Genomic DNA, 22,689 nt, shown 5'->3' with positions numbered 1-22,689 from the left:
TCCATCGACCGAGCCAGGCTCATCGGTCGGACCCACTGTGCGACACACCCGACCAACCCACAAACCAAACGCGCTCTAAGACGAAATTGATCAATGTCGGCCAGTCCTGCCAAGCGGTTCTGACAATCCACTGACAATCCCGGCATCGCCAACATCCGCCGTAGATACATGTCAGCGGATTGTCGGAGATGAACGGCAGCCCTTATCGACCCGGCCACCGACGACTTCTGATGTTTGAGTCAGCGCCCGCATCGACGTCGCTGGCGATGAGGGACCGCAGCCGCGATGCGGCGTGACGGTCTGCCGTGTCCACGACCCCTTGGGAGGGCATGCACCATGACCAGTTCATCCATGCTGGAGGCCGGAGAGGTTGGCCGTCGGGCCGCCGAGATCCTCTACAAGATGCAGGCGCACCTCGTCTACGGCCGGCTGCAGAGCTCGTCGACGAAGTACTCCACCTGCTGGGCCACATTCACCGGCTACCCCGCAATCAGCCGTTGGTCGCTGGAACGCGATGCCGCTCCGCTGCTGGACGAAGCGCTGCGCGTGCTGGCGCTCAAAGCTGCCGTGTTCGACTTTTCGACATCCCGTACGTCCAGCCGGCTGGCGCGTACGCCTGGTCGTCCTGTACCGACGGCTCTGTCAACGCCACCTGCCGCTGGGCGAGCGCCTTGATCAGCTCACTCAGGTCGCTGACGTGGTACTTGGTCTCAACCTCATGATCATTGTTGGCTAGCGCGCGGGTCACGAGCAGGCAGCATGCGAGGATCGCGATCACGCGGGTTTGAGACACCGCGACGGTGATGTCGGAACTTTGTCGGAAGAATGTTGGAACCAGCCGGCGACTACCCGACGCACGGTGCCTCTGCAGCTACAGTGCCCTCACGCCACCGCGTCTCGCCTCGCGCAGACGTCCGTCGTATCGATCCGGAGCCGCTGATGCCGAACGATTCACCGCAGGAAATCGCCGCGGCATGGCTCGCTCTTGGTCAGATGCTCGCCCGCAGCCGCAAAGTCGCCGGTTACACACAAGAGACGTTCGCGCCTCTCACCAACTACGGACGAAGCACGATCGCGAACGTGGAAACCGGACGTCAGCGAGTGGGACGAAACTTCTGGTTCCGAAGCGATGAGATCTTGCGCACCGGCGGCAGCCTGGCCCCAGAGTACGATCGAATCCGGCACATGAGCGTCGGGCAGGTGCCGAGCGGAATGCCTACACCTCAGCCGTTCGAGGTTGAGCCGGCGCAGTCGGCCTCCTCAGCTCTTGAGACGTTTGCCCTCAGGCCAGGCGGCGATTACCTGGTGGGCGAGTGGAACACTTTCTCTAATCTGACCAACATGCTTGCGCAGCAACGTCAGGCTGTGTCACCTGACGCGCTTCTGAGGCTGATTGAAGCGCACCGTGAATGCCTGTCGACGCTTTATCGCAAAGCCGGCCGTGCGCCCATCCGTGCTGATGTCGGAGCTATGCTCGGCGAAGCTTCGGTCGTCGCCAGCAGGCTGTGGAGCGCGCAGGGTAACCGGGCTCTGGCAATCGCTCACTGCGCCTACGCCCGCCAGCTGGGCGACAGGCTCGGTGACCGCCGGATCAGCGCGACCGCACGAATCTTCGAGAGCAACCTCCAAGCTGCAACGCTGATCGAAGCCGATGGTGACGTCATGATCGGCCTGCGGCTGCTCGACGAGGCCGACCAGGCATCCACAGATCTCAGCCCCGCCGCACGAGCTCGGATAGCCGCCGAGCAGGCCCAGGCCTATGCCGCCCTGCGGCTTCCACGCGAGGTTTCCGCCGCTCTGAAGCGAGCAGAAGCAGCGGTCAACGGCTTGTCACCGGCTGACTGTGTCGGTCTCTACAGCGACTGGAGCAACGCCCGCCTCCACGTCTATGCGGGCACTTGCCATCTCCTTCTTGGCCAGGCCGACCAGGCTGTAGAGGTGCTCGAAAGTGCTGTGCGAACGCTCGAACACGACCCGGAGAACGTGAACGTCGCCCTCGCAGCAGCAGTGGACCTCGCGAGCGCCTACGCCGAGGCCGGCGAGCTGGAACGATCCTGTGCCCTGCTCGGTGACACCTACAATCGGCTGAGAGCCGGCGGAAACCATCGGGGCATCGCACGAGCTCAACGTGCCCGAGAGCGGCTGGTCCGATGGCGCGACGAGCCAATTGTCCTCGAACTTGAGGAGCAGATGGCCGCCTAGCAGGCAGTCGGCGACGCGCCCGAACTCACCAGCGAACTCACGGCGGCCACCACCATCGGTGGGTCGAGACTGTCGAGTACCAGGTCAGGTTCGTAGGACGCCAGCTCTTGACGCCCAATCCGGTGAGCGACGACAGCGACACGGAAGCCGGCGTGACGTGCGCAAGCGATATCGTTTGGCGCGTCCCCGATGACGAGCGCCCCAGCGGAATCGAGCGGGACACCGTAGACCGCGGAGTAGCGCTGAGCTACGACCGCCGGGAGTTGGAAGCGGTCTCGAGCGTCTGACCCGAACCCGCCGATGCGAAGATCAAGAAACTCATCCAAGCCCGCCACGTGCAGCTTCACGTCAGCGGCCGATCGCAGGTTGCCGGTCAGCACGGTCTGAATGAAACCGAGGTCCTGCAACTCCGCGATGCTCGCTGCGGCACCTGGATACGGCGGCTGGACCTCAGCCAACTCTTGCCGACCCTCCTGCATGACCTCGGCGATGGCCTGACGGAAGGCGGGTATGCCTGCCTCCGCAGCTGACGGGTCCACGCCCGAGGCTATCGCCGCGTCGACGGCGATCGACTCGTCCGTATACCCATGCACCTTCTTGTCAGGAAAGACAACCTCAGACTGCGCGATGCCGTACGCACGAGCGATCGCACGCGTCAACCAGCGTAAGTCCGCGGGGATGAGCGTCCCGTCAACGTCCCAGATGACTAAGCCGGCGCTGCTGTGGTTCATAGAAGCATCGTCGCACGCGCACGGGCAGCCAAACCTGTCGAGCATCGCCGGCTTCGCGGCCGGGCGAGGACGGACAGACACCGGACCGAGCTGGAGTCACTGCTGGCCATCTGGTTGTCAGTGGATTGTCGCATCCGACCGACCCCCGCCTCCTGCGCCCGCCGGCCGTGCTCAGCCAGGCCGCCGGTCTCGCCCTGCTGTGGGGTGTCGTCGACGGCCCTCACGGGCTGTCGCTCGTCGTCGAGGTGGTCGACGAGGACGCCACCGGCGCCCTGCAGGGCGACTGCACGTCCTGTGCGGATCTTCCGACCACCGGACCGACGGGGCCCGTTCATCAGCTTGCGCTTCGACGTCGGCGCGCGACGTTACGAGGGTGCGAGAAGCAACTGAACCATGAATCGAGCGGACGCCGAAGAATGCCGCAAGCCTGAACTGAGGCGAGCGCACCGATGACGCCGCCGCGGTGAAGGCGCGCCCTCGTGACACAGGCCATCGAGCCGTCACACAATTCATGGCGTGAGTGACGAAGTGCAGCCGCCGGTAGTCCTTCGGGTGCAGCAGCCCACCGACCCAGTCGGCGCGGTCACCGAGGACGACGCGGCACGGCGAACGGTGGTCTACCCGAAGATCCGGGTCGGCGCCGCACTGTTCGGCCACGCCGTGCAGGCAGAGGGCGGACGGTGGCAGGTATTCGCCGTTGTATCGGACACCCCGCAGGCCGCGCGGGACGACCTTGCGCACCACCTCATGGAGCAGCTCGACGAGAGCATTGACCCCCCGTTGGCTGCGGAGTTGACCACCGCGCTCGGCGTCCTAAACCGGAAGAAGGTAGACGAGCTGGTGATCAGCGATCGTGTGCACCGCATCGTGCGGGTGGACACGTTCGCGCGGTTCGGCCCGGACGGGCCTGAGCCGCCCCGGCCCACCGACCGCGACCCCCGCGACGCCGCGGACCACGACAGTTTCCTCGCCCCAGAGATCGTCATCGACCCGGACGCGGCGACCGGCCTGAGTGAGGCGATGCTGCGGGTCGAGCTGATGACCGCGCACCACCCCGGCGCCCAGGTGCCCGCCGATGTATACGCCGACAGCGTCGCCGCCGTCGCCTCCCATCCGGTCGGGGTCATCCTGCCGACCCGCTACGCCGCCGCCGAATCCGTCGGCGGGTCGTGGCGGCCCTACAGCCGAGCGGTGGCCACACCGCAACTGGCCCGCGACGAGATCGCCTTCGGTCTGCGCCACATCGAACCGCGCCTGCTGAGGCTGACCGACGACCAGGCAGCCGCGTACCAACAGGCCGCCGACACCCTCGATACCAACCCCGTCGACAACGTCACGGCGCTCGGGCGTCAATTCCGGGTCACCCGCATCGAGACCCTGCTACGCATGGGCTCCAGCGGCCCCGAAATGCCCCGCCCATCGGACCCCGACCCAGACCAGCCACCGGGGGCGCGGCCCGCGAGAGCTAAGACGAGCAATGGCAACACCATCGGGTCCTGAACACCACCCAACCGGCCGCCACCCCTAGCCCAGGCTGCCGAACGCCTCACGAAGACTGTTCGGCGGACGCCGCGCAGCGGGTGATCTTCACCGGGCTCTTCAGTTGTGCACTATTAGCGCGTGAGGAGCGGTACATGCGGGTGATCTGGATCAACGGTGCGTTCGGCGCGGGGAAGACGACTCTGTCGGAGAAGTTGACTGCGGAGGATCCTCGGCTGTTGATGTTCGACGCGGAGTTGCCGGGGTTCATGGTCCGCGAGATAGTTCCGCTGCCCGCGAGTGGCGATTTCCAGGATCTGCGGGTGTGGCGTCGTAGCGTGGCGGACACGGCGATAGCACTACTGGAGGAGTACGGCCGCATTCTCGTGGTGCCGATGACGGTGGTGGTGCCGTCGTATCTTGAGGAAATTTTCGGTCGACTGCGCGCCCACAGCGTGCGCGTCGACCATTTCTTCATCGACGTGCCCTTCCGCGTCCTACAGGCTCGAATTGAGGCGCAGTCGGTCTGGCCGGATGACCCGGCTCGTGATGCGCAGGTGCGTACGTGGCGGCTGGAGCAGGTGGCCCGCTGCGCTGCCGCTGTCGGCTTGTTGCCGGCTGACACGATGGTGCTAGATGGTGAGCTGCCGGTGGCGGAGTTGGCATCGCAGGTGTTGGCGCGGTTGGCTGAACCGTGATCAGGGGCGCGGCCCAGAGACCACGATCGCCTGGGCTGCGGCGTTGTTGGCAGCGAGCCAGCCGGCAGGGTTGCCGCAGTCGTGGTACTCGCCGGTGACGGGGTGGATCAGTACGTCGCTGTCGCGGGCGAAGGCGATGACGGCGTCGGTGGCCTGGTACTCGCCGTTCGGCGCCGGGGTCAGCTTCTGGAAGTAGGCCACGGCGTCGGCGGGTAGCAGTGTGCGGCTGATGTTGATGTACGCGGTTGGCTCGCCGTAGGTAGTCGGCTTCTCAAGCAGCTGATCGAGCAGCTGGTGCCCCTCAGATGCTCGCGGATGGAGGATGCCGTAGCGGTGGGCCTCGGCGCCGGGCACCGTGGCGGCGGCGAGCGCGGCCGGTACTCCGGCGGCGGCCCGGGCGGCGGCGAGGTCGGCCAGGTCCGATCCGCCATCGTTGCGGAGCAGGAGGTCGTCGCCGGCGACGAGGAGGAAGTCGTCGCCGGCGATGAAGTCAGCGGCAATGATGGCGGGCAGTGCGGTGCCGTATCGGTCGTCGCGTGGTTGTTCGATGAATGTGAAGTCGGCTTGGCTGTGCAGGTCGGCGAGGGGCGTGTACTTGTCCTGCCAGCCGCGCGCGGTGAAATAGTCCTTCAGGTCCCGGTCTTCGGTGAAGTAATGACGCACCTGGCGGCCGATCTCGCCAGGTGCGGTGACGATCGCGATCTCGTGGGCGCCTGCGGCGACGCAGTCAGCGACTGCGTAAGCGACGACTGGTTGGTTGAGGATCGGCAGCATGCATTTGTTGATGGTTTTGCCGATGGGGAAGAAGCGGCTACCCATGCCGGCGACGGCGATGACGGCCCTCACGTGCTTACCTTTCGGTTGGGTTGCACCGGCCGTCATGGGTGTGGCGACAGTGAGCCGGGCGGATCTGTGCAGTTTACGCATCGCACTGGTCCGATTCGGGGCACATGGGAAGGCGCACGGGTGCAGGCCGCCGGCGTGTCGACGCCGGCGGCCCGCGATGATTCGTCAGCGTGAGGTGGGTGCCGTGAGCATGGTGGTGGTCGTGGGTTCGGCGGCGGCCGCGGCCAGGGATCCGGCCTGACGGATGCGGTCCCACGTCGGGGTCCGCCGTGTGTCGGGGTCGAGGCCGTGGCGCAGGGCCTGCCGGTGGACGCCGTTGAGCATGGTGTCGTAGTCGTGCGGGGTGCTCCGGTGACCTTCGACGTACTGGTGGAGGGCGGCGACGCCGACCTCGGCCACGGTGTGTCCGCAACGGGCGATGGCGGCGAGCAGGTCGGTGTCGAACGCGAGGCTGTGATCGGCGGTGAGGGGCAGTGCGGTGCGCAGGGCGGTGGCCGGGAAGGCTTTGAAGCCGGCCTGCGGGTCGGTGGCGTCGAGGTGCAGGAGGTCCCGGACGGCTCGTTGGTAAAGCCAGGTGGTGGGCGTCGGGCCCGTTGGCGGGTAGTAGCCGTGGGAGTCGGGGCGGCGGCGGGATCCGATGACGGCGCCGACGCCGGGTTGGTCGAGGGCGGCGACGTGGAGACCGAGTTGGTCCAGTGGGTAGGTGAGGTCGAGGTCGGTGTAGGCGAGGATGGTGCGGCCGGCGCCGGCGAGTTCGGTGAGGCCCCAGAGCACGATGCCACCTTTGGCGCTGGTGTCGTCGGGGCGTTGGGCGACAGACACGCGGATCTGCGGGTGGTCGACGTCGATCGCGCGGGCGGCGCGGGCCGAGGCGCCGTCGGTGCTCTCGTCGACCAGGAGGAGATCGGCGTGGGCGTCAGGACAGGCTTGCAGGAGCCAGCCCAGTTGGGCGACCTTGACGGTGAGCGCGTTGTCACTGTCCTCGGGGGTGAGGTGATGCGTCTCGGCGCGCATCGGCACGACGATGCCGAGGTCGGCGGGGACCGGCCGGGTCAGGAGGGTGGCTTTGGACCGGGCGGCCTTGATGGCGGCGATCAGGCCGTGCAGGTGCAAATCGGCGGGGATGTGGTCGTGGCGGGTCTTGGCGAGGCCGTGCACGAAGGCGATGAGGAGTTGGTCGTTGTAGTGCGGGAGCGGGCTGTGTGTCTGGTGGCCGGTGAGGTGGTCGGCGACCAGGTGCAGCAGCGCGCGGCCGGTGAGGTCGGCGGCCCAGCACGCTTCGGGGGTGGGCGGGGTGTCGGCTGATCCCCAGGTGCTGCGGACGTGGTCGGCGAGCAGGTCGTAGCCGGCCACGAGGCCGCGTTGGGTGTCGTCCCACCGTGCGCCCTCGTCCGTGAACTCGGCTGCCTGCCACGCCTGCCCCCAGCCGCCCGGCTGGACTTCGGCGGCGCGTGCGGCGGCGGCGACGTGCTGCCAACGGCGACGGACGGCAGGCCAGGCGCAGGATTGGTCCTCCCCCGCAGCGAGGATGTCGGCGGCGTTCTCGGCCAGGGCGAGGGCCTGGCTGGCTTGGACGGGGGTGTCGGCGGCGGCCGTGAGAGCGGAGTACCACAGCTCGGCGGCCAGCGTCAGTCCCCCGGTGTGGTCGGCGAGGCCACGGATCGTCTGTTCGCGCCGTGCGAGGAGCGCGGCGCGCACCTGCCGATGGCGGGCGCGGTCGAGAGCGGTAGCACCCGCCAGGTCGATGGAAGCCGTCGGGACGCGGCCTGCGCGGGCGTCGAGCAATGCGAGCAGCCCGGTCTGGGCTGGACCGGCCGGGGTGCCCCCGTCCAGGATCGGAGCCAGTAGCTGTCCCAGGACCACCGGGTCCGCTGCGGCGGCGGATGCGCGGAATCGTTCACTGTCGAGGTATGCATCGTCGACCAATGCGGGCTGGTGGACGAGGGTCGCTATCGTGCGGGCGAATCGGTGACACGCGCCGGGTGAGGTTCCTTCGGGGAAGAGTCTGCCCCGCAGGGCACCGATCGCCTGCTTAGCGTCGGGCCGGTGCGCCACGAGTAGCGCGAGTGAGGTGAGGGGCAGGTCCGTTCGCTCGTCGAGCGCGCGGGCGATCCGGTCGGCGGCCCGCACGGCGGTGATCGACAGCAACGCCCGCACGGTGGCCGGTTCCGGGTCAGCGGCCGTTGCAAGGAGCACGGCGAGGTCGACGTCGTCGTCGTGGCGGTGGTCGAGCAGCGGCGACTGGGCCAGGGGCAGGAAGACCCGGGTAGGCGTGGGGCGTGCTGGGGCGGTCATCGGGTGATCCTTCCGGCGACGAGTTCGGCGGCCTGCCGGGCGGTGTGCACCGGGAAGAGCAGGTTCTGGCGCAGGAACGTTCGTTCGAACTGGCTCAGCTCGGCGTGCACGACGGTGGTGCTCTTGGTGATGTCCACCCGGGCGTCGGGCCTGCCGATGCGGGCCAGGAGGTGCCGGACCGTTTCCTCGTCCGGCGGCTGCGCTGCCGCGCACACCTCATGCTGGGCGGCAGGGCAGCGCAGGCGGCAGTTCGTGGTGGGCTTGTCGTAGTGGCCGTTGTAGTCGGGGATGTGGCTGCCGCGTTCCACCGCTCGACCGCACGAGGACCGTTTCAGGACCGCGGGGCGCCAGTCTGGGGCCACGTCGGCGTATACCTCGTCGAACGCTGCCATGATCCGCGCCTCGGTGCCGGCGGCGAGCAGCTTCTTGCCTGGGGTGAAGGAGCCTGCTGGCAGGGGCAGCCCGTAGGACATGAAGGACTGGACGTGGTCGTCGGCGAACTTCAGCCCGCCGAGGACCACGGTGCGCGCATCGGCGTCCTTGAAAGTCTGCCAGACGTGACGCAGGTGGGCATCGGTGGTGTTGAGCCCTTCGGCGATCGGCCGGTAGTACGCCAGGACGTTGATCTTCTCGGAGTGCAGGATTCGGCGCAGGAACCGCAGGCGGCGCTCGCGGTTGGGCGGCTCGATCGACTCGGGCATGGCGGCGTAGCAGACGTTGACGTCGAGGTCGACGTGGACGAGGGATTCCAAGCAGTCGATCTGCTCATCGGAGAGGGTGTACTTCGTGATGCACGAGACGCGGTTCGTCAGACCGAGCTGGTCGAGCAGCTGCAACGCGCGCCAGGTTCGCGGCCACAGCTTCGGCAGGAACGCCTCGGAGGTGGACATGTGCAGGCCGATGGGCGTGTGGTGCGGGGTGAACCACGGGTGCGACAACAGCCGCGCGACGACATCCTCCGGTTCGAGGAACCCGGTCGGCTCCCAGGAGCCGAGGTAGCCGTCGACGGTGTCGCCTTCGCGCCGGTAGCAGTAGGCGCACATCAGGGGGCAGCCGATGCCGAAGTCGGCGGACATGCCGCCCTTCATCTGCGAGATCATGTAGCTGGTGTTCAACCCGTCGGGACCGGCGGTGGCCTGGCTCGCGGCGATCTGCTCGACCGTTGCTTTCGGCGCGAATCCGGCCGGGAGCACCGACTTGAGCGCGTGCGGAGCGTCCGGCGTACCGACGACGCCGGGCCACGCGAAGGCGCAGCGCAGCGCGAATCCCAGGGTGTCGCCCTGGTCCGCGTCGAGGTGGTGGATGCGCGTGAGCGCAGCGATCGTGCGGGCGGGTAGTTCCTGCAGCGGGATGCGGCGGCCGGTGGGCTCGTGCAGCAGCCGGCCCGCAACGACGTCAGCCAGGGCACGCTCCAACGGCCCAGCGGCGAGTTCGCGCGCCGCGTCAACGACCGGGTAGGGGCCGGATAGGTCGAGGACGGCTTGCAGGCGGCGGGCGACCTCGGATCGGGCCGCACCGCGGTAGAGGGCCGGTTGGTCGGCGGCCGGTGGGCCGCCGAGGGTCGGTGTGCTGGTCGGACTGCTCACATTTGCTCCTTCTGTGATCCGGTGCTGGCTTCCAGGGGTTCGGGTTGGATCCATCCGTGGGGAGCACGGACGTTCACGCGGCGACCGGCCTCAACAAGCGCGGCGAGATCGTCGGCTTCGAGGGCGATGCCGTCCTGGCGAGCCCGGTCGCGCTGGGACCAGGCGCGATCCCCGGGCATCCGGGCGCCCTGCTCGCGCACCGCGTGAGCGACAGCGGCTACGCCGGTGGCCAGCGACTCGGCGACGACGAGACGTCGAGGGTCGACCGCTACGACCAGCAGCCCGCGGCCGTCGTCTCCTGCCGGCAAGGGGGTGCTACCGGTCAGAGCGCCGACCAGCAGTTCCAGGACGATCGCCAGGGCTTGGCCGCGCTCGCCCACGGGCAATAGCGCCACGGCGAGGTGCGGATCGTGGACCCGATGCCCGCTCGCGTCGAGAGCGGACCCGTTGGGTAACGCCTGTCCCGAGCGGGCCAGGTGGTGCAGGCGGCCCCACGACATCGCGGCAGCGGCCAGGTCCACCAGCACCGGGCGCTGCCGGTTTGGACCTGGAATGGCGACCGCCAGTGCGCTGCTGCCCAGGACCGGCGTGCTAGTGCCTCCGTGCAGGGCCACGCTGCGCGCGGACGCCTGCGCGGCGGCCACGCCCACCAGGCCGCGCCGGGCCAGCTGCGCGGCGGGAATGCCGAGCGCGCCGACATGACCGGCCCGACGAACGGTCACAGCGGCGATGCCACAGCGCCGGGCACGGAGCATCGCTGCGGCGACCGCCAAGCGGGCGGCTACCGGTCCCGGAGCCAGGTCGGCGTCCACGACCAGGACCGCTTCCTCGTCCTGCACGATCCGAACCAGGGGACGCGGGTTCAGGCGCCCGGTGCGCAGCTTGTCCAGGTAGCCGGGGGCCAATCGGCTGCCGTGGCCGGCGATGCCGCGAAGGTCGGCCTCCACGTGGGTATCGGCCATCACTCGCGCCCCGGCTCGGGTCATCCCCGCTGAGTGATAGAGACGCTGCAAGAACGTGGTCAACTGGCCAGCCGAAACCCGAGTCACCACGACGCACCGGCGACGGGTACGACACCGTGGGCGCGGCCGTCGCCGAGCAGGATTCGGGCCACCGCCGCGACAGAAGCCCGGTGTGGACTGAACGCGGCCACCAACACCGGCGCGGGCGAACCAGCCAGGTCGTCCACGTCACCGAACGCGACGTGGACCACCGTCCGGCCGCACTCGACCAGCCGGGTGGCTTCCTGGGCAGCTCTGCTCGGACCCGCGGTTGTGGTGCGGGTGTCATAGCCGTACACGATCACCGGGCCGGCTGTTGGCACTGGAGCGCCGACCGGCACCTGCACCACGCCGTGGTGCGCGGCGAGCAGCGCGGGCAGATAGTCCGGCGTGTAGCGGGCACTGTCGGCGCGCCGCTGCCCTTCGTCAGGCACCCGCACCAAGGCCAGCACCTTGCCGGACGGCACGTCCAGCGGAAGGGGCCGGTCTCCACGCACCACCGCCACCGAACGGTCGGCGATCTGTTCCGTCGCACGCCAGGCCGCCGCGTTCGCGGACCGCCAGTCCGGCCGGACCGAGCCGGGCGTCAGGCCGTATCGCCGATGCAGCTCCTGCACACGCTCCACGGCCTCGCCGATCCGCCGGCGACCGATCACGCCCTGCTCGACCGCCGCCGTCAGCGCCTGCACCACCTGCGCGCGGCGCCGACCTGCTGCCGACGAGCTGCGCCCCCGGGAAACCTCCGAGTCCAGCATCACGATGTCCACCCCGGCCTCCACCGCGGCGACCGCCGCCCCGGCCAGGCCACCCAGCGGCTCGTGCACCGCCCGAATCGACAAGTTCTCGCTCACCACCACACCGCCGAAGCCCAGCTCGTCACGCAACAGGCCAAGCACGCGCGGCGATGCCAACGCCGGCTTGTTGTCCACCGCGAGCACGGTGTGACTGCCGACCATCACGCACGCCACCTGCGCGTCAATCGCCGCCCGGAACGGCAGCAACGCACCCTGGTCGAGTCGGTCGACCACCGGCGCGACGTGGTGCGGGTCCCCACCAACCCCGCCCAGCCCAGGAAAGTGCTTGGCGGTCGCCGCGACGCCAGCCGCCTGTACTCCGCGCACGAAAGCTGCCGCCAACAGCCCAACCCGTTCAGGATCGGAGCCGAAGGAGCGAGCGCCAACGGCAGCAGCTGCAGGCCACCCCGTGATGTCGCACACCGGCGCCAAATTCCAGGTCAACCCCACCGACCGGAGCTGCTCACCGATCGCCGTCCCTGCCAGCTCGGCCAGGTCCTCGTCCCCCGCTGCCCCAAGCGCCAGATTCCCTGGCAACTGGGCCACGCCTGGCCAGTCCAGCGCGTTCAGCCGGCCGCCCTCCTGATTCACGCTCAGCAACAGCGGCAGCGGACCGGCTGAGTTCTCGCTCGCCGTCCGGATGACCTGGCTCAACCGCGCCGGGCCTGCGACGACGGCTTTACTAATCCGGCCCGGCTCACTACCGGCCTGCTCGTGCGGTGACTGAACGCAACCGACGGGCCCAAGCGATATCCGGCCGGGACGCACCAGCAGATCAATGTCAGCGGTAAGGGCGGGATCGACTCCTACCGGCTGGCCGGGAAGCGGACGTGGCATGGCAGCTCTCCCTTGCGACCGCAGGTCGACTGATGGGCATCAACTGCAGGACGTCTGGAGTGACAACCGAGGCCCTGACCCTGCCCACACATCGACCTTTGTCGGTTCCGAGCGCCTGGGGGAGGCGTCGACGGAGTGCCATCGGTGCCGCTCGCTCGGAACCTGGTGCGGATGGTGCGCTTCGGTCCCCGCCACTGACCGTGGCCGCTACTGTCAGGCCCGCGGCTGCACTACCGGCACCCGGAAGGGGGATCCCACCGTGGAAGCCGAACCCACGACATCCCGCGCCAACCAACGGCTGGCCGGTCTGCTTCGAGAGGCGCAATGGGGGCCCGAGGCCCTCGCCCGACGAATCAACTCCGCTCTGGTGGCACGAGGCAGCACCCGCAGAGTTCACCCCAAAACCCCCTACAAATGGGTCTCAGATGGCGCGGTGCCGCACGGTGACATACCCGATCTCGTCGTCGAGGTGCTTTCCGCCAAGCTCAGAATTGACCTGATGTTCGAGGACGTCTGGGGGGTAAATGCCCCGCGTTCGCATCCAGCGTTGCCGGCGAATCACGCGATGGACCTACCCTGGGACAGCAACGGACTGCTCAGCCTCGTAGGAGGACCCGTGCCGACCCGTCGCACCTTCATCGGTGTCACCGGCGCCGCGCTCACCGCCCCCGCGTGGGCCGCGCTTCACCAGCCACATCCAGACCTGATCGCGGCTGCCGGAGACGGCGGACCGGTCACCCCACCGTTGCTGGACATGATCGACACCGTCGTCGCCCATGCACAGCAGCTCGACGATCAGCAGGGCGGCGCCGCCCGCGGCTTCGTCAGTGACCAGTTCGCCGCCGTGGCCCGGCTCCTGCGCCGAGCTTCCTACAATGCGGAGGCCGGCCGGCGCCTAGCTGCCGCACTAGCGCAGCTCGCCCAGACCGCCGGGTTCATGGCGTTCGATGCCAACGAGGACGGCCTCGCCCAACGGTGGTACCTCACCGCTCTACGCGCCGGGCACGCCTCGTGCGATCCCGGCCTAGCCGCCAGCATCCTGGCCCTCATGTCCAACCAAGCCGCCGACCGCGGACACGCCCTCGACGCCCTGCAACTCGCCTCTGCAGCCCAAGAATCGGCGGCAAAGACCCCGCCCGCTGTCCGCTCGCTGGTAGCCGCCCGCAGCAGCCTCGCCCACGCCGTCGCCGGCGACCTCACCAGCTTCTTCCACATGCGCGAGAACACCCTCACGCTCCTCGACACCGCCCCCGACGCCCCACTACCCCGATGGGCGTCGTACATCGACCGGGTCGAATTGGACGCGATCACCGGCCGCGGCCTCGTCGTACTGGCCGAGCAGGTGCCAATTCAACGGCCAGCACTCCTTCGCCAAGCTGAACGGCTGCTCCACGCCCGCGCGCACACCAGTCCAACCGACTCCCCACAACGCTCCGCACTACGCCACGGCGCCTGGCTCAGCCTCGCGCACAACGCCGCCGGCGACCTCGACCTCGCGGTCAGCACAGCCCGCCTCGCCCTTGGCCGCCTACCCGCCGTCAGCTCCGTGCGCAGCGTCGCACTGCTACACCGACTTCACGACGAACTCGCCCCCGCCGCACCGCGCTCACCAGTGGTCCGCGACATCCTCCGCGAACTTCGTGAGTTGCCGCGAATATCACACGCTCGGTAATCGCTTCGAAAGGCCGTGCATCTCAGATGTCGCCGAACGTGGTCAAGGCCGGGGAGTGTTGGAGTTGGTGTCGCGATGTGCCGACATTGTCGGTGCCTGGCGCTGCGGGCGTGTCGGCTGCCTGAAGTTCTACGGTGCCCGCATGCCCTCCGACGCCCAGGAATTCACCGCTGGTCCGCCGCGTCAGCGAATGCCTCCAGGCGCGTGTCGACGGGTCGACTCGCTAGGCGCACCGGTCTGCTGATCTCGAACTGCCGCATTCCAGCATCGCGCCGATACTCGTCGCGGTCGGCCGGCTGCTCACCTGATGTTCGTTCGAGGAAGGAGATTTCCTCGTGGCACCTGAAAGCAGGACGACCGAGACGTTGACGGCGGAGGACGCTCGCCTGCAGCTGGTTGACCAGCTACGCACCCAGGGTTGGATTACCCGACCGGAGGTGGCGGCGGCGTTTACCGCAGTGCCGCGGCACCTGTTCGCTCCGGCCGGCACCAGCATCGAGAGCGCGTACGCGAATGATGTTGTCGTCACCCGACGCGACTCGGACGGAAAGGCGACCAGTTCGATCTCCGCGCCGTGGTTTTCCCTGTCAACTCCGGTCGTGTTGCGGAGTCTCTGGCGCAGGGAGTTGGTCACGCTGTCTCAACGTCACTCTTCGTCACGGGGAGGCTGCTGCCTCGTGCCTCTCACACTTACTGCGAGGCGAACCCTGCGCTCCGCCAAGAGGCCGCACGCGAAGCCGGCCAGCAACGAGCTCACCCAAATTTCGCTTTCCGAAGAGGCGCTACATTGGCGGCGCCCATCACACGGTGCTGTCGCCCCATACGCCGATGGGCACGGTGTCCGGACCTGTAGGGAATGATCGGCGGGTGGATACCAAACCCCCGGCGCACAGCAGATCCCGTGAGATTGCGCAGACCGTCACGGAGGCCGGCCTCAACCTGATCCCAGTAGCTGGCGGGTCGGTGGCCGTGATCTTGATGGCGGCGTTGAACTACAGCGTTAACCAGCGGCGTGAGCAATGGTTCACCGACGTCGCCGAAGGACTCGCGGAGCTGCGAGAGAAGGTCGACGCCTTCGACCCGCAGGGGCTCGCGGAGGATGAAGGTTTCCTGGACTCCGTCGTCACGGCTACCCAGATCGCGGAGCGTAACTCCCAGCAGGTCAAACGCGATGCGCTGCGTAACGCACTGCTCAACGCGGCTCTTCCGTCCGCGCCCGGCCACGATGATCAGCAGCAGCTATTCCGGCTTATCGATGAGCTGATGCCCACCCACATCAGGCTGCTCGGCCTGCTCGGTGACCCGGCCGGCTGGTTTGATCGGACCGGCCTTGATCGCCCGCAATTCGCTCTCAGTTCGAATCGTACGACCTTGATCAAAGCCGGTATGCCGGACCTCGCTACGCGAGGCGACGAAGTGATCAGACGCTACTACCGGGTGCTGGAGGCGGCCGGGCTGGTGCAAGCGCCGCTCGGCGGCATGATGTCTGCCGACGGCGCTTGGAGTCCCGCCGCCTCCGACCTCGGCCACGAACTGCTCGCGTTCATTCACGATCCGCGCTGAGAGGGAGGTGCAGTGAACCGGGGCTGTCATCCGGCCGTCGCAGCGGGGCCTGCTGCTCGTTTAGCGTCCTGATCTGTCTGCAGGTCCGCTGTAGACCGGCGATGTGGCTAGCGGTGCGCGCAGCTCAGCGCGGGCCCCGGCCGTCGCCGGGGCCTGTAGATGCGCTGAGGCTAGGCAAAGTCTTCGGCTGGCTCCGGCCGACAGTAATCGGTCGTACCGCCGGCAGCTGTGGCAGTCGGGTCGAGGTTTACCGGTTGGCACCCTCGTACACACGGACCGTCCCACCACTGGCTGCGACTGCATCACCGAGACCACCGCAGACCGCGGTGAGCAGCTCAGGGACGCCGGCGACCAGATCGTCGGCCGCTACCTCGACGAGCACCTGCCACCCGACGACCCGTACTACCTCGGCAAGGCCCTGAAACCCGCCGAGCCGGAACCATCCTGGACGCCGAGCTGAGGTTCTTCAGGGCGGGCGCTGGCCCGCAACCTCCCACGCCCAGGCTAAGAACTCCTGGCGAAAGCATGGCGGGCCTCCCGTGGACGTGAGGTTCGTTCTGTCTGAGAGGGTGTTCCGAAAGGTTAGGTCCGCTTCTGGTCAGGGTGAATATGCCGGGTCCTGTCTCGGCGGCGATCGTCAGCTGATCCGGCTTAGCAGTGAACGGTTCTGGAGTATCGCCTTCCCGCCGGCTGCGAGGGTGATCGCGGTGGCGGCGAGGACCACCGCAAACAGCGTTTTGCGGTGGTCCAGCCGGTCGAGGAACGCCTTGTTTCTGCCGTCGGCTTCGGTCAGCCGTTCAGCGGCCAGGAAACGCTGGTCGATCAGACGGTCTCGCTGGTCCGGATCGAGACCGTCTCTCTGCAGCTGCGCTTCGATCGCCGCACCTACCGCCTGCCACTCGCGCATCACCTGGTCCTGGCTTCTGTCGTTCGACGCCAGCGTCGCCTGGTGCATTTCACCGAGCGCGGTCGTCGTGGCGGTCACCAGACGCGCGGCTTCGGGAAACTTCTCCAGGAACATTCGGGCCGTGTCCTCGTCCATGGTCGACACCGGATCCATGTGCACCTCGCCCGTCACGTAGGGATCTCCGCGGCAGGCAGTCTATCCGGGGCGTGCTCCTCCCACCGTTCCACAAAACTGCCCGTCGACCGTGGTGCCGGCGATCGTGCCCCAGCCGTTGAGGACACCTGCACCTGCTGAGCCAATTGAGGCAGGTCGACGCCCCGTAGACGAAAGCGGATTCAATTACAGCGGGTCGAACCCCTGCGGTTGCACGCGTACCCATCCCTGGAGGTCGCAGGACCGGCTGCCGCGCTGGCTGTCGTCGCGATCCTGCCGGCCATCGCCGCGATGGCGGCTCGACCTGCTGTTCCGTGTGAAGATTCGAGGACGCTTGGTCGTCAGACCTGAAGGGCTGCTTGTTCAATCCGGTCCGAGCCAGCCGTCAACACGAGTTGCAACAGTTCGGTCGACATGCCCGCCTGGTGCGCGACGGATGCTGCGCTGTACTGCTGGTCGGCAAGTAGTTGCGCTGCCCTGCCCAGCAGCGCTGGCTGTTCGCGAGGCCCTAGGTCGCCGGGCTCCGGGTAGCCGCAGTCGGTGAGCGTGGTCATGGCTCGACGGTAGGTGTGGTCGCGGTAGATGCCCATCTCGTGTCCGCGGTATACGAGAGCTTTCAACGAGATACCCCAACGGCTCTTCAACTCCTGGAGGCGCTCGAAGTCGAGGCGGCCGGGCAGCTCGTCGCGTAGCCGGCTGCTCGGGACGAGGAATTCCGAGCCGAAGGCGGTGGCTTGTCGCTCCAGGATCTGGCTTCCGGGTTCGGCGTCGTGGTGCAGCAGTAGGTGCGCGAGCTCGTGCGCGGCATCCATCCGGGAACGAGCTTTGTCGTTCTTGCGAGGGCTGGTGAACACGAACGGCCGCACCCCGTACCAGTGGGAGAAGGCGTCGACTTTGTCGGATACGTCGGGGAGCGTCAGTACGACGACACCTCGGGATTCGAGCAGGCGGACCATGTGCGGCACCGGCTCGTCAGCCAAGCCGAAGGCGCAGCGAGCATCGAGTGCAGCCGCTTGGAGGTCGCCGCTGTCGCCTTCTTCGGGAAGATCGACTGAAGGTAGCCGGAGTTCGGGCAAATCGAGGTGTCGCTCCAGGACATCGACGACCCGCCAGGCGATCTCGCCGAAAGCAAGCGCTTGGTCCCGTTCGGCCTGGCTGGTGACACGCAGACTCCGGAAGTGGGGCTGGCCTGCCATGACTGGGGCGGCGAACCCGGCGGCGAAGAACGGGACCGGCATGGCCAGGGCCAAGGCAAGGCGGGACAGTACCGCCGGTGACGGCCGAGACTGCCCCAGCTCGTACTGGCTCACGGCTGCCGCGGAGACACCCACCTGGTATGCCAGATCCTTCTTGCGCATCCGCCGCCACCGGCGGGCGAGTGTCAAGGCGTGAGGCCGGAATGCTGCCGCTGCCAGCGCCGGCGCGTCGTCCCGGCTGCCGGCGGCCCTCACGCGAGTGCGGACAGGCGCCTGTCCGCGCCGTTACGCGGGCGAACCTGTAGGTCTAGCTCTGGGATCGGGACCTCGCCGCGAAGCCGGACGAGGCTACCGGCCGGGCCGTCGTCCGCCACAGTGGTTGTCCTGGCGGGCTGTCCGATCCACAACTGGACCTCGAACCAGGGCGAGCCGCCGTGACGGTTGTCGCGCGGCAGGCCGATGTAGGCCAGCGCCTCACCTGTGCCGATGTCACCGGCATGGGCCACCCGAAGGTGCCGCCGACGTGGTAGCACGCCTGCGAAAGCATCGGCGAACTGCTCGTCGTCATCGAGAGCAAGTTGGCCGTGCCGACTGTTCTCGACAGCGCCACCGAGCCGGGCCTCACTGCCCTCCCAGCGGATCGACTCGACGTTGGCTCCGGTGCCACCCTGTAGGGAGTAGAGGCGCAGGATGTAACCCGCGCACAGGATCTCGAGCGAATTGTCCTCGATCCGCGTGCTGACGCCGGGGAGTCCGGCGAACTGCGCCACGCCCAGGTTCGTCAGGTTGCGCCAGACTGTGGTCCCGAAGCTCATCGCGTCGTCCCCGAGCTCGGGCTCGTGCCGATCCGCTGCCCGCCGGTACACCTGCCGAACGAGGTCTGCGAGAGGGGCGAGGACGCCACTCGCGTCGAGGGTCGCGATGGCAGGGGGCAGATAATCCACGCCCGAGAACATAGCAGGACCCCATTTGGTGTCGCCGAACTAAAGTAGCGTCGTTGACAAGCCGCCGCCGCAGCCCAATCGCTCAGCCCACCGGTAGGCAATCGAGTCCGCGTCTTGTCGGCGGTGGCCGTTAGCCTCTCCCAGTGACCCAGCTACTGACTACCGTGACCGGCGACGCCGGCATCCACGGCGTGGGGCTGCTGGTCAACACCAGGCTTGGCTGGCACTTTCGCCCCCAGCCCGTCGCCGACGTCGGGATCGACGCGCAGGTGGAGTCGGTTGTTGACGGTGTCAGCACGGGTTGCCTACTCGGACTTCAGATCAAGTCCGGACAATCGATGTTCTCCGAACCGGCGCCTGACGGTAGCGGCTGGGTCTACCGCGAACGCTCCCAAACCCACCGCCGCTACTGGCTGCGCTACCCACTGCCTGTGCTGCTTGTGCTCTACCAGCCAGACACTCACACCGCATACTGGCAGGTCGTCACCGACGAGACTGCCGTTGCCACTGGCGCAGGCTTCAAGGTACGCGTGCCGTCGACCCAACAGTTGGACGCCGGTTCCGCCGAGAGGCTGGCAGAGCTCGCGCGCCGTAAGCCAGACGACGCCTTCGGGGAACGGCTGCAGAATCTCCCTTCCGGATGCGCCGACAGGCTGGTCGCGCTGCGGCAGACGGCACCCGACCTGGCTCAGCAACTTGCCGAGGAATTGGTCAACGGGCGTAGGAACCCGAGAGCCACGGTCGAGAAGATCATCGCCGAAGGGGGCGAACGGCCGTGGCTAGCGTGGTCCGTGCTGGCCGACTACGCCAACGAGCACAACCAGGCATTGTTAGCCGCTGACTGCTTCCGCCAGACGGCGGAATCCTGCCCCGACGACGACCTGGCGGGGCGGTTCTTTGCCTTCGCGGGTCTACTCCTCGCCGACCTCGACCGCGAACGAGCCCACGCACTGTTGACGCGGGCGTCGTCCACCGGCGCAAGAGGTCTGGCGGGCATCGGTATCGCCACCCTCGAGCACGGCGAGCGGAAGGGGCCCATTTCGTTGCCGCCGTTGCCGCAAGGAGATCAGGGGAGAGTAGAACCCACCATCCTCCGTTTCATGGCCGAGCAGCGGACCGTCGCCGGCGACTTCGACGGCGCGGTCGAGTTGCACGAGAAGGCACTGGCTCTTTCGCCCGACGCTCCGGCGCAACAGATTGCTCTTGCCGAGGCACTGCTGCGCCGGCCGCGACCCAAAGATGGTGGCTCCCAGCTCGAGGACTATCACCAGGCCGCGGCTCTGGCGGCGTCTGCGCGATCCGCGCGTCGCCGTTGGGGATCGGACAGCACTCGGCCTGCTGAGATCCTGCTTCAGGCTCGGGCCATGGCGGGCGACGAACGTTCGGCGGTCCGCGTCGCCCTCCAAGGACCAGAGGGTGAGGCCACTGACGCCGAGGCAAGATCCCCGAATCTCGCCTTCTACGCCGCTCGGCTCTGCTACGAGTTGGGCGAGCTGGATCGTGGCGACCGCCTGGCGAAGGTGGTCGAGGCTAGCGGACGACGAGAGCTGACCACACACTGCGCGGCCGTTCGCGCCCAGGCATGTAACGCGGGCAAAGACGTACAAGCTCAGCGATGGCAGGAGGCTGTCGACGCCGCGTGAAAACTGACCCCGTGGTTCCGGTTGAATTTTGACCCCCTCCGGAAGCATCGGGAGGTGCTGAGCGTGGAGGACTGGGCAGAGATCCGTCGGTTGCATCGGGCGGAGGGGATGGCGATCAAGGCCATCTGTCGCCGGTTGGAGGTCTCGCGGAACACGGTGCGTAAGGCCTTGGCCAGTCATGAGCCGCCTCGTTATCAGCGGGCGGTGAAGGGCTCGATCGTGGATGCGGTGGAGCCGCGGATCCGGGTGTTGTTGGCGGAGTTCCCGGACATGCCGACGACGGTGATCATGGAACGGGTCGGGTGGACCCGGGGTAAGACGGTGTTCGCCGATCGGGTGCAGCAGCTGCGGCCGTTGTTCCGCCGCCCGGACCCGAGCCAGCGCACGGAGTATCTGCCGGGCGAGTTGGCGCAGTGTGATCTGTGGTTCCCGCCGGCGGACGTGCCGTTGGGCTTCGGTCAGGTCGGTAAGCCGCCGGTGTTGGTGATGGTGTCAGGGTATTCGCGGTGGTTGTCGGCGGTGATGATCCCGAGCAGGCAGTCGGCGGATCTGTTGGTCGGGCATTGGATGCTGATTTCCGGGTGGGGGCGGGTGCCCAAGTCGTTGGTGTGGGACAACGAGTCCGCGGTCGGGCAGTGGCGGGCCGGTCGGCCGCAGTTGACCGAGGCGATGAACGGCTTCCGCGGCACTCTGGGCATCCGGGTGATCCAGTGCCGGCCGGCGGACCCGGAAGCCAAGGGCCTGGTCGAGAGGGCCAACGGCTATCTGGAGACGTCGTTTCTGCCGGGGCGCCGGTTCGCCTCGGCGCAGGACTTCAACGCCCAGCTCACCGAGTGGTTGGTGCGGGCGAACAACCGCCAACACCGGAGGCTGGGCTGCCGACCGGTGGACCGGTGGGACGCCGACCGGGCCGCGATGCTGTCGCTGCCGCCGGTCGCTCCGGTGGTCGGCTGGCGACAGGCCACCCGCCTGCCCCGTGATCATTACGTCCGGTTGGACGCCAACGACTATTCGGTGCACCCGTCGGTCGTTGGCCGACGGGTCGAGGTCACCGCCGACTGCGAGCAGGTCCAGGTGTCCTGCGACGGCCGGCTGGTGGCCCAGCATGAGCGTTGCTGGGCCGAGCATCAGACGATCACCGACCCGGTCCACCGCCAAGCCGCAGCGGACCTGCGGGTCGCCGCTCAACACACCCCGGCGCCAGCGGTCGACTCCGAGGTCGAGCGTCGAGCGTTGAGTGACTACGACCGGATGTTCGGCCTGGACGAGGTGGCCGCGTGATGGCCGCCAAAACCAGCAACCGCAACGTCTCCTCGGAGATCGCGTTCCTCACCCGCGCACTCAAAGCACCCTCCCTGGCCGCGTCAGTGGAGCGCCTGGCCGAGCGGGCCCGGGCGGAGTCGTGGACGCATGAGGAGTTCCTCGCCGCCTGCCTGCAACGTGAGGTCGCCGCCCGGGAAGCCCACGGCGGTGAGGGACGCATCCGGGCAGCCCGCTTCCCGGCCCGCAAGAGCCTGGAGGAGTTCGACTACGAACACCAACGATCATTGAAGCGGGAAACCATCGCCCACCTGGGCACCCTGGACTTCGTGGCGTCGAAAGAGAACGTCGTGTTCTTGGGCCCGCCCGGCACCGGCAAAACTCACCTGTCCATCGGCCTCGGGATCCGGGCCTGCCAAGCCGGACACCGGGTCGCGTTCGCCACCGCCGCCCAATGGGTGTCCCGCCTCGCCGACGCCCACCACGCCGGCCGTCTGCAAGACGAACTGGTGAAACTCAGCCGGATCCCGCTGCTGATCGTCGACGAGGTCGGCTACATCCCCTTCGAAGCCGAAGCGGCGAACCTGTTCTTCCAGTTGGTCTCCAACCGCTACGAACGAGCCTCACTGATCGTCACCTCGAACAAACCCTTCGGCAGATGGGGCGAGGTCTTCGGAGACGACGTCGTCGCCGCAGCCATGATCGACCGCCTCGTCCACCACGCCGAAGTCGCCTCCATGAAGGGCGACAGCTACCGGCTCAAAGACCGCGACCTCGGCCGCGTCCCCGCAGCCACCAAGACCAACGACTAAACATCAACAACCAGCGAGGGGGTCAAAATTCGGCCGGAACAGAGGGGTCAACCTTCAGCCGGCGTTGACA

Annotated in this window: 18 protein-coding genes; 9 read left to right on the top strand and 9 right to left on the bottom strand. The window is 67.8% G+C overall.

Annotation, left to right across the window (positions count from 1 at the left end):
• Positions 1 to 336: 336 nt before the first annotated feature.
• Positions 337 to 675 (top strand): hypothetical protein, encoded by a 339-nt coding sequence (locus ACLQ29_RS34870; protein ID WP_425775622.1) that lies wholly within the window; start codon positions 337 to 339, stop codon positions 673 to 675.
• Between the two features lie 264 nt (positions 676 to 939).
• Positions 940 to 2,202, top strand: a complete 1,263-nt coding sequence (locus ACLQ29_RS34865; RefSeq protein ID WP_425775621.1) for a helix-turn-helix domain-containing protein — start codon at positions 940 to 942, stop codon at positions 2,200 to 2,202.
• Here ACLQ29_RS34865 and ACLQ29_RS34860 read toward each other — a convergent pair.
• Positions 2,199 to 2,933: an HAD family hydrolase gene (locus ACLQ29_RS34860; RefSeq protein ID WP_425775620.1), complete on the bottom strand. Its 735-nt coding sequence runs from the start codon at positions 2,931 to 2,933 to the stop codon at positions 2,199 to 2,201. The genes ACLQ29_RS34865 and ACLQ29_RS34860 overlap by 4 nt on opposite strands.
• Before the next feature lie 516 nt (positions 2,934 to 3,449).
• On the opposite strand from ACLQ29_RS34860, the gene ACLQ29_RS34855 reads away from it, so the two are divergent.
• The gene (locus ACLQ29_RS34855) at positions 3,450 to 4,433 is read left to right on the top strand and encodes a DUF5954 family protein (protein WP_425775619.1); all 984 of its coding nucleotides are present in this window, start codon (positions 3,450 to 3,452) and stop codon (positions 4,431 to 4,433) included.
• Between the two features lie 134 nt (positions 4,434 to 4,567).
• Positions 4,568 to 5,110 (top strand): AAA family ATPase, encoded by a 543-nt coding sequence (locus ACLQ29_RS34850; RefSeq protein WP_425775618.1) that lies wholly within the window; start codon positions 4,568 to 4,570, stop codon positions 5,108 to 5,110.
• On the opposite strand, the gene ACLQ29_RS34845 is transcribed toward ACLQ29_RS34850, so the two are convergent.
• From ACLQ29_RS34845 to ACLQ29_RS34825, 5 genes are all read right to left on the bottom strand, one after another.
• Positions 5,111 to 5,956 carry a sugar phosphate nucleotidyltransferase gene (locus ACLQ29_RS34845; RefSeq protein ID WP_425775617.1) on the bottom strand — a complete coding sequence of 282 codons (846 nt, stop codon included), beginning with the start codon at positions 5,954 to 5,956 and terminating at the stop codon, positions 5,111 to 5,113.
• Between the two features lie 165 nt (positions 5,957 to 6,121).
• Entirely contained in the window at positions 6,122 to 8,251 is a 2,130-nt protein-coding gene (locus ACLQ29_RS34840) for a hypothetical protein (RefSeq protein WP_425775616.1), read from the bottom strand.
• Positions 8,248 to 9,837, bottom strand: coding sequence for a hypothetical protein (locus ACLQ29_RS34835; protein ID WP_425775615.1), 1,590 nt, complete (start codon positions 9,835 to 9,837; stop codon positions 8,248 to 8,250). The genes ACLQ29_RS34840 and ACLQ29_RS34835 overlap by 4 nt, the downstream gene beginning before the upstream one ends.
• A complete protein-coding gene (locus tag ACLQ29_RS34830) occupies positions 9,834 to 10,886 on the bottom strand; it encodes an Ldh family oxidoreductase (RefSeq protein WP_425775614.1) in 1,053 nt (350 codons plus the stop codon). Before ACLQ29_RS34830 ends, ACLQ29_RS34835 begins: the two co-directional genes overlap by 4 nt.
• The gene (locus ACLQ29_RS34825) at positions 10,883 to 12,469 is read right to left on the bottom strand and encodes a glycoside hydrolase family 3 N-terminal domain-containing protein (RefSeq protein ID WP_425775613.1); all 1,587 of its coding nucleotides are present in this window, start codon (positions 12,467 to 12,469) and stop codon (positions 10,883 to 10,885) included. The genes ACLQ29_RS34830 and ACLQ29_RS34825 overlap by 4 nt, the downstream gene beginning before the upstream one ends.
• Positions 12,470 to 12,728: 259 nt before the next feature.
• On the opposite strand from ACLQ29_RS34825, the gene ACLQ29_RS34820 reads away from it, so the two are divergent.
• Together ACLQ29_RS34820 and ACLQ29_RS34815 are read left to right on the top strand one after the other, a co-directional pair.
• The gene (locus ACLQ29_RS34820; protein ID WP_425775612.1) at positions 12,729 to 14,141 is read left to right on the top strand and encodes a hypothetical protein; all 1,413 of its coding nucleotides are present in this window, start codon (positions 12,729 to 12,731) and stop codon (positions 14,139 to 14,141) included.
• Between the two features lie 867 nt (positions 14,142 to 15,008).
• Entirely contained in the window at positions 15,009 to 15,704 is a 696-nt protein-coding gene (locus ACLQ29_RS34815) for a hypothetical protein (protein WP_425775611.1), read from the top strand.
• A 637-nt stretch (positions 15,705 to 16,341) separates the two neighbouring features.
• Here the strand turns inward: ACLQ29_RS34815 and ACLQ29_RS34810 are convergent.
• The 3 genes from ACLQ29_RS34810 to ACLQ29_RS34800 all read right to left on the bottom strand — a co-directional run bounded on the left by ACLQ29_RS34810 (position 16,342) and on the right by ACLQ29_RS34800 (position 18,916).
• Positions 16,342 to 16,782 carry a hypothetical protein gene (locus ACLQ29_RS34810; protein WP_330440471.1) on the bottom strand — a complete coding sequence of 147 codons (441 nt, stop codon included), beginning with the start codon at positions 16,780 to 16,782 and terminating at the stop codon, positions 16,342 to 16,344.
• 323 nt (positions 16,783 to 17,105) lie between these two features.
• Positions 17,106 to 18,215, bottom strand: coding sequence for a helix-turn-helix domain-containing protein (locus ACLQ29_RS34805; RefSeq protein ID WP_357221688.1), 1,110 nt, complete (start codon positions 18,213 to 18,215; stop codon positions 17,106 to 17,108).
• The gene (locus tag ACLQ29_RS34800) at positions 18,212 to 18,916 is read right to left on the bottom strand and encodes a hypothetical protein (protein WP_425775610.1); all 705 of its coding nucleotides are present in this window, start codon (positions 18,914 to 18,916) and stop codon (positions 18,212 to 18,214) included. The genes ACLQ29_RS34805 and ACLQ29_RS34800 overlap by 4 nt, the downstream gene beginning before the upstream one ends.
• 131 nt (positions 18,917 to 19,047) lie before the next feature.
• Here ACLQ29_RS34800 and ACLQ29_RS34795 point away from each other — a divergent pair, with 131 nt between their 5' ends.
• Genes ACLQ29_RS34795 through istB form a run of 3 tightly spaced genes read left to right on the top strand, consistent with a single transcriptional unit; the run spans position 19,048 to position 22,619 of the window.
• Positions 19,048 to 20,547: a DUF4365 domain-containing protein gene (locus tag ACLQ29_RS34795; protein WP_425775609.1), complete on the top strand. Its 1,500-nt coding sequence runs from the start codon at positions 19,048 to 19,050 to the stop codon at positions 20,545 to 20,547.
• A gap of 54 nt (positions 20,548 to 20,601) precedes the next feature.
• Positions 20,602 to 21,828, top strand: a complete 1,227-nt coding sequence (gene istA / locus ACLQ29_RS34790) for an IS21 family transposase (protein WP_425775608.1) — start codon at positions 20,602 to 20,604, stop codon at positions 21,826 to 21,828.
• The gene (gene istB, locus ACLQ29_RS34785) at positions 21,828 to 22,619 is read left to right on the top strand and encodes an IS21-like element helper ATPase IstB (protein ID WP_357719202.1); all 792 of its coding nucleotides are present in this window, start codon (positions 21,828 to 21,830) and stop codon (positions 22,617 to 22,619) included. Before istA ends, istB begins: the two co-directional genes overlap by 1 nt.
• Positions 22,620 to 22,689 lie beyond the last annotated feature (70 nt).

Origin of the sequence: Micromonospora sp. DT228 (assembly GCF_049841595.1) — a bacterium.
Classification (GTDB): Bacteria; Actinomycetota; Actinomycetes; order Mycobacteriales; family Micromonosporaceae; genus Micromonospora.
Note: the sequence above shows the minus strand (reverse complement) of the source record. Positions and strands in the feature narration are given on the sequence as shown.

Bases quoted from the DNA above. Each gene is read 5' to 3' on its own strand.
- ACLQ29_RS34870 (WP_425775622.1), top strand. From the start codon at position 337: ATGACCAGTTCATCCATGCTGGAGGCCGGAGAGGTTGGCCGTCGGGCC.
- ACLQ29_RS34825 (WP_425775613.1), bottom strand. From the start codon at position 12,469: ATGCCACGTCCGCTTCCCGGCCAGCCGGTAGGAGTCGATCCCGCCCTT.
- ACLQ29_RS34860 (WP_425775620.1), bottom strand. From the start codon at position 2,933: ATGAACCACAGCAGCGCCGGCTTAGTCATCTGGGACGTTGACGGGACG.
- ACLQ29_RS34865 (WP_425775621.1), top strand. From the start codon at position 940: ATGCCGAACGATTCACCGCAGGAAATCGCCGCGGCATGGCTCGCTCTT.
- istB (WP_357719202.1), top strand. From the start codon at position 21,828: ATGGCCGCCAAAACCAGCAACCGCAACGTCTCCTCGGAGATCGCGTTC.
- ACLQ29_RS34850 (WP_425775618.1), top strand. From the start codon at position 4,568: ATGCGGGTGATCTGGATCAACGGTGCGTTCGGCGCGGGGAAGACGACT.
- ACLQ29_RS34800 (WP_425775610.1), bottom strand. From the start codon at position 18,916: ATGTTCTCGGGCGTGGATTATCTGCCCCCTGCCATCGCGACCCTCGAC.
- ACLQ29_RS34840 (WP_425775616.1), bottom strand. From the start codon at position 8,251: ATGACCGCCCCAGCACGCCCCACGCCTACCCGGGTCTTCCTGCCCCTG.